This is a genomic window from Microbispora corallina, assembly GCF_016863035.1.
GTDB lineage: Bacteria > Actinomycetota > Actinomycetes > Streptosporangiales > Streptosporangiaceae > Microbispora > Microbispora corallina.
In genome coordinates, this window is sequence record NZ_BOOC01000023.1 from 164520 (window position 1) to 171086 (window position 6567).

Annotated in this window: 5 protein-coding genes; 1 reads left to right on the top strand and 4 read right to left on the bottom strand. The window is 71.8% G+C overall.

The features are described from left to right. Window positions 1-46: 46 nt before the first annotated feature. The 3 genes from Mco01_RS23230 to Mco01_RS23240 all read right to left on the bottom strand — a co-directional run bounded on the left by Mco01_RS23230 (window position 47) and on the right by Mco01_RS23240 (window position 3234). Window positions 47-1609: an alkaline phosphatase D family protein gene (locus Mco01_RS23230; protein WP_204059005.1), complete on the bottom strand. Its 1563-nt coding sequence runs from the start codon at window positions 1607-1609 to the stop codon at window positions 47-49. 159 nt (window positions 1610-1768) lie between these two features. Continuing rightward, on the bottom strand, window positions 1769-2368 hold the full coding sequence (locus Mco01_RS23235; protein WP_204059006.1) for an HAD family hydrolase: 600 nt from the start codon (window positions 2366-2368) through the stop codon (window positions 1769-1771). 29 nt (window positions 2369-2397) lie between these two features. Continuing rightward, window positions 2398-3234 (bottom strand): hypothetical protein, encoded by an 837-nt coding sequence (locus tag Mco01_RS23240; RefSeq protein ID WP_204059007.1) that lies wholly within the window; start codon window positions 3232-3234, stop codon window positions 2398-2400. A 177-nt stretch (window positions 3235-3411) separates the two neighbouring features. Here Mco01_RS23240 and arfB point away from each other — a divergent pair, with 177 nt between their 5' ends. Continuing rightward, window positions 3412-3834 (top strand): alternative ribosome rescue aminoacyl-tRNA hydrolase ArfB, encoded by a 423-nt coding sequence (arfB, locus tag Mco01_RS23245; RefSeq protein ID WP_084369412.1) that lies wholly within the window; start codon window positions 3412-3414, stop codon window positions 3832-3834. 61 nt (window positions 3835-3895) lie between these two features. Here arfB and Mco01_RS23250 read toward each other — a convergent pair. Beyond that, window positions 3896-6567: glycoside hydrolase family 3 C-terminal domain-containing protein (locus Mco01_RS23250; RefSeq protein ID WP_204059008.1), on the bottom strand; the 2672-nt coding region annotated here is incomplete at its 5' end.

The window sequence follows — 6567 nt, forward strand, 5'->3', positions numbered from 1 at the left end:
CCCGTGCCGTACCGGATCATCCGGTACGGCACGGGCGTGGCGGCGGTCAGGCGTTGAGCTGGGCGTGCCCGGTGGGGACGGTGAACCGGGCGGAGACCTTGGCGGGAGCGCCCCGCCGGCTGATGTAGTCGAGCGTGCGGAACTCGGCCCGCATCTCCTCCTCCGACAGCCGGCAGACGATGAACCCGCGCCGCTGGTCGATGTACGAGATGTGCGGGTTCTCCCGCAGCAGCTCGGCCACCCGCGCCTGGTCGCGGTAGCCGTCCCCGTCGCTGGAGATGGACGAGGTGACGAGCTCGACGGCCACCTTGGGCGAGTCGGGGTCGTCGAAGTCGGGCTTCAGGTCGGCCGCGTGGTGCATGTGGGCATCACCGGTGAGGACGACCGGGTTGGCGGCGCCCGAGCCGCGGATTCCCTCGAGGAGGCGGGCCCGCTCGGCGGGGTAGCCGTCCCAGCTGTCCATGTTCAGCTCGGTGCCGGGGCCGGACCTGTAGTCCCGCTGCGCCATGAGGACCTGCTGACCGATGAGGTTCCATCGGGCCTGCGAGGCGGTGAGGCCGTCGAGGAGCCAGCGGTGCTGGGCCGCCCCCAGGATCGTCCGTCCCGAGTCGAGCCGCTCGTCGCAGCCCGAGCGGTCGCCGTCCTCGCAGGCCTGGTCGTCCCGGAACTGCCGGGTGTCGAGCAGGTGGAACTCGGCCATCGGCCCCCACTGCACCCGGCGGTTGATGCGGATCGACGCCCCGTCCGGGACGCTGGCCCGGCGCAGCGGCATGTTCTCGTAGTACGCCTGGAAGGCGTAGGCCCGCCGCTCCTGGAAGCCGGGGGCGTCGGTGCTGGAGACCGGCCCGGCCCAGTTGTTCTCGATCTCGTGGTCGTCGAACGCCACCAGCCACGGCGCGGCGAGGTGGGCGGCCTGGAGGTCGCGGTCGGTCTTGTACTGCGCGTGCCTGACCCGGTAGTCGGCCAGCGTCTGGCACTTGTTGCCCGCGTGCTCGCGCACCGCGCCGCCGAGCGCCGTGTAGCCCTGGGGCTGGTACTCGTAGATGTAGTCGCCCAGGTGCACGACGAGCTCCGGCTCCTGCTCCGCGATGCGGCGGTAGGCCGTGTAGTAGCCGTGTTCCCAGTGGGCGCAGGCGGCGACCACGAAACGCAGCGGCGACATCGCCGTGGGGGCCGTGCGGGTGCGGCCGGTGTCCGACAGGTGCCCGTCGGCGCGGAAGCGGTAGAAGTACTCCCTGCCGGGCCCCAGGCCGTCCACCTCGACGTGCACGCTGTGCGCGGACGAGGGCCGCGCGGTGACGGTCCCGGACTTCACGACGGAGGAGAACCCCTCGTCGGCCGCCACCTGCCACTGCAGGTCGACGGGCCGCGACGGCATCCCTCCGAGCCCGTCCGGGGACGTCGGGTCGAGCGCCAGCCGGGTCCACAGCACGACGCCGTCCGGCGTGGGGTCGCCGGACGCGATCCCGAGCGCGAACGGGTCCTGGCGGAGCGCGCGGGAGGGAAGCCCCTGGGGCAACTGGGGCAGCGCGGAGCCGCCGAGGACCAGGCCGCCGGTTCCGGCCGCGAGAGCGGACAGAAAGGCTCTTCGTGATGCATTCGTCTGCACGCCACCAGTGGACGCGCCCCGGTCGACGGCCGTCCTTTACCGCCGTTACCCGGCCGGAAACCGCCGGTGAACAGTGATTCTGACTACCCGTCCTTGCTGAACGGAGCCTGACGCGCCGGGCTCGGCTCCGTTAACGCCGCCCGCTGCCGCGGTCCCCGCTCACCGGACGGGCCGGTGCAGCACCGCCTTGAGGTCGTCCCGCAGCGTCGAGGCGTCCCGGAAGTGGATGCCGGACAGCCCGGCCTCCTCGGCTCCCGCGATGTTCTCCAGCCGGTCGTCCACGAACACGACGTCCTCGGCCCGTACGCCGAGCGTCTCGACCACCCGGCGGTAGATCAGCGGGTCGGGCTTCACCAGGCCCATCCGCCCGCTGTAGAAGCGGGGGCCGATCGGCGCCATGAACGCCAGCGTGTCGACGCCGTCGGCCACGCAGATCGGGGCGTTCGACAGCAGGGCCATCGGCACGCCGGCCGCCGAGAGCTCGCCGACGACGGCCGTGGTGTCCTCGTTCGGCCGCGACCAGCTCTCCACGTCGGCCGCCACGATCCGGTCCAGCTCGTCGCCGCTCACCGGCCTGCCGCAGACGCGCGACCAGTACTCCCCCGGATCCAGCGCGGCCCGGTCGAAGTCGAGCCGGAACTCCCAGTAGCGCTCCTCGAAGCCGGGGACCTCGCCGGCCATTCGCACCAGGCGGGCCACGTCGTCGCGGTCCTGGGGCAGGGAGATGACGTTGCCGTAGTCAAAGAGAACAAGAGTCATGATTGAACGATCATACCCGGTGTTCGCTTTCAGGCCACATACGGCTTGAGGAAGACGTTGGCCGCCGCGCAGCCCAGATAGTTGCGCACCGTGTGGAAGTCGAGCCAGTCGATGTTGCAGGACACGTCGCGCTCGACCCCCTCGAAGCAGGGGCGCAGCGCGTCCGGGATGGCGGCGATGTCGTCCTTGTCGGCGATGTTGATCCAGCGGCGCACCCCCGGCGGCCGGGCGCCGCGGCCCTTGACGGGGACGGGGACCAGCCGCTCGAAGACCACATTGCGCATGCCGAGCGGGCTGCCCAGCGTGATGAGCAGGTCGGCCGACAGGTCCGGATGGGCCCAGAATGCCTCGTAGGCCACCACGCTGCCGAGCGAGTGGGCCACCACCACCTCCGGCCCCCGCCGGCGGATCGTGTCGGCCACGGCGTCGCGCGCCCGGGTGCGGGGATCGCCGCCGCCCAGGTACGTGGCCACCTCGGGGCAGAAGTCCCGGGCGAACCGGACGGCCTCGGGACCGAACCGGGTCACCAGCCACTCGGCCAGCCGGTGGGCCAGCCCGGTGAGCGACTCCCCCGCCACGCCCCGAACGCGTCCGTCGAGTTGCCCCGCCCAGTCGGCGAACACCAGCTTGGCCGGCGGGTCCATCTGGCGGGGCGGCTTCACCGGCCCCGTGTGCAGGTGATGGGCGTAGTAGGCCACCTCGGCGAAGTAGTCGGGCGCCTTGCCCGCCGTCTGCCCGGTCAGGCCCTTGTGAAGGTAGCCGTTCCACTTCAGCCGCATCGTCTCGGCCGCGCCGCCCGCCGACCCCCCGGCGTCCTCGTAGTAGTGGTACTTCCCGATGCCGTGCACTCCGACGATCGTGGTCATGCTCCCGCCCAGTCGCAGCCGTACCCCGGCACACTGTGCACGAGGCCGTGGACCGTGACAACCCGAAGCCCGATTTACGGCGATAAATTAGATGATCCGGCGCGACCGAGGCTGCACACTGGGCATGCCCGGAGGAGCACGGCCATACGAGCCGGGGAAGCACACGAGGAGGAGACGATGCCAGGCCCGTTGCACGTCCGCGGTTCGGTGGTGATACCGGAGGCGGAGCTCGGGTGGCGTTTCTCCCGCTCGTCCGGGCCCGGCGGCCAGGGGGTCAACACCACCGACAGCCGCGTCGAGCTGAGCTTCGACGTCGCCGCGACCACCGCCCTCGGCCCGGCCCTCAAGGCCCGGGCGCTCGAACGGCTCGCGCCGCGACTGGTCGACGGCGTCATCACGGTGACGGCGTCGGAGTTCCGCTCGCAGCTGCGCAACCGGGAGGCCGCCGAGCTGCGGCTGGCCGGGATCCTCCGCGACGCCGTCGCCCCGCCGCCGAAGAAGCGCCGCCCCACCAAGCCCTCGCGCGGGTCGGTCGAGCGGCGCCTGGCGGCGAAGCGGCAGCGCTCGGAGGTCAAGCGCCTGCGTCGCGGCGACGACTGACGATCCGCGAGGCCGGAGAGCGCTCTCCACCCGTTCACGGGGTGGAGAGCGCTCGGGGGACCTACTGCCAGCCCTGCAGACCGGCGCCGTACGGGTAGAGCGGGTTCCCGTACGTCGTCGGGACCGTCTGCCCGGCGTCGATGTGCGCCCGGATGTCCGCCCGCTCGGCGGCCGTGGCGCCCAGGTCGTACGGGATGTTCCAGTCCTCGACGGCGTCGGCCTGGGTGTCCGTGCCGCCCGGCTTGAGGACCTGGTCGACGCTGCGCGGCAGCTGCCAGGGCAGCCTGCCCCGGGGGGTGTAGTCGCCGAACAGCAGGCTCGCCGTGGCGGGCCCGACCTCCTCGCCGCCCCGGTACGTCATCACGATGGCGTCGGCGATGCCGTTCCAGTCGGCGATGACGGTCGGCCGCGGCAGGTCCATCACCACGACCACCGGGATCCCCTGGTTGTGGAAGCTCTGGATGACGGCGAGCTGGTCGGCCGGCAGGTACGGCTGCTCCTTCACCCAGGCCGTCGCGTGGGTGTACGTCGGCTCACCGACGGCCACCACGGCCAGCTTGGGCGAGGGCCCGGTGTCCTGGTAGACGTTCACCCCGGCCGCGGACGCCCGCGCCCTGATGGCGTCGAGCAGCGTGAGCGAGCCGTACTCCTGGTGGAAGTAGCTCGTCCAGATGCAGCACGCCGTGCCGTCGGTGGCCCGCGGACCCGCCACGACGATGTTGTCGCCGGCCTTCAGCTTGAGGGGCAGGACGCCGTTGTTCTTCAGCAGCGTGATCGACTCGCGGGCGGCCTGGTTGGCCAGGGCGACGTACGACGGCTGGTGGAACCGGTAGGGCCCGTTCACCGGGTCGCCGTACGGGTGGTCGAAGATCCCGAGCTGGAACTTCAGCCGCAGGATCCGCGTCACCGCGTCGTTGATCCGCGCGATCGGCACGCTGGAGACGAACGTCGCCATCGAGAACCCGGCCGTGCCCGGGTCGGCGCCGCCCATGACGTCGGACCCGGCGTTCGCCGCGTTCACCCAGGCGCTGTACGGCAGCCAGTCGGTGGTGATCAGGCCGGTGTACCCGAGGTTGGTGCGCAGGTAGTCGAGGATCGGCTTGCTGTCGCCGGCCCCCGGCCCGCCCGGGTCGAGGTAGGAGCTGCCGGCGTAGCCCGGCATGATGTTCACCGCGCCGGCCTCGATCGCGGCCCGGAACGGGATCATGTGGTACTTGATCGTCACGCCGTCGTAGGTGATGCCGGCCTCGCCTCCTGCGCCCTCGCCCGGCCAGTGCTTCACGGTCGCGAGGACCGAGCCGGGGTTGAGCTCAGGACCGCCCTGCAGGCCCGCGACCAGCGCCCTGACCTGCGCCGCCGCCACGTCGGCGTTCTCGCCGTTGCCCTCCTGGATGCGGGGGTAGAGCACCTTGGTGCCGACCTCCGCGAGGGGCCCGAGCACGCCGCGGGCGCCGACCTCCAACTCCTCCCGCCGCTGCATGTCGCCGAGCCTGTAGTCGAGGGCGTAGTCCTTGCCCGCGGCCAGGGCGCTCTGCAGGGGGTAGGTGGTCTGGTATCCGGCGATGGTGTCGCCCGCGGAGACCGGCGGGATGCCGAGCCGCGTGCCCGCCGCCCCGAGCAGGACCTTGTGCAGGTCGGCCGGGAGCGCCGGGCCGAAGTGCCAGCCCGACTGCGGGTACGTCTGGGCGACGTAGAACATCTGGTACGCCTTCTCCTCCGTGGTCATCCTGCCGAGGAGGTCGCTCACCCGGGTCTCGACCGGCTGCCGCCAGTCCTCGTACGGCTCGATGGTCCCGTCCTTGTTCAGGTCCCGGGCGCCGTTGACCACGTTCACGCCGTCGTCGACGGCCTCGATGTCCGGGATGTAGAGGCTGAACGTCCGGATGTTCGAGGTGGTCGTCGTGCCCGACCCGCTCACCGCGACCACGAACCACTTGTACGTCCACCGGTCGGAGACGTCCCACGTGGGCGTGTAGCTGGTGCCGGTGGGCTCGGCGACCTTCGTGTAGAGGTCGATGAGCCTGCCCGAGGCGGTGAAGTCGTAGTCGGTGCGGCTGATGTTGATCCACACCTCGTAGTGCGCCGCCCCCGGCACCGCCGCCCACGACAGGACGGGCCGCCGGGTGGTGGTGACCATCGCGTGGTCGGCGGGCGCCGACAGGGCGAACTGGCCGGTCGTCGCGGGCGCCTTCGCCGGCCGGGACAGCAGGGGCGCCGTCGAGGCCGAGGTGTCGATCGTGCCGAAGACCTGGAACTCCCACAGGGAGTAGCCGTAGCCGGTGGCCCGGGCCGTGCCGACGAACCGCACGTACCGGCCCTTGCCGGAGACCGTCAGGTTCTCCACGCCGCCCTTGCCCGTGGTGGTCGTGTAGACGGGCGTCCAGCTCGTGCCGTTGTCGGACACGTCGACGTGGTAGCCGGTGGCGTAGGCGGACTCCCAGTTCAGCGTGAGGCCGGTGATCGTGGCGGCGCCGCCGAGGTCGACCTGGAGCCACTGGTTGTCGGTGTAGAGGCTCGACCAGCGGGTGGTGGTCCGCCCGTCGAGGGCCGCGGCGGGCGCGTTGCCGCCCTCGTACGAGGACGCCGTCACCTGCTTGTACGCCGAGATCGGGGTCGTCCCCGGAGGCGGCGGGCTGGTCGAGGGGGACGGCGTCGGCGTGGGCGAGGGGGTGCCGGTGACGTCGGTGGTGAAGACGGCGAACTCCCACAGGGAGTAGCCGTAGCCGGTGCCCC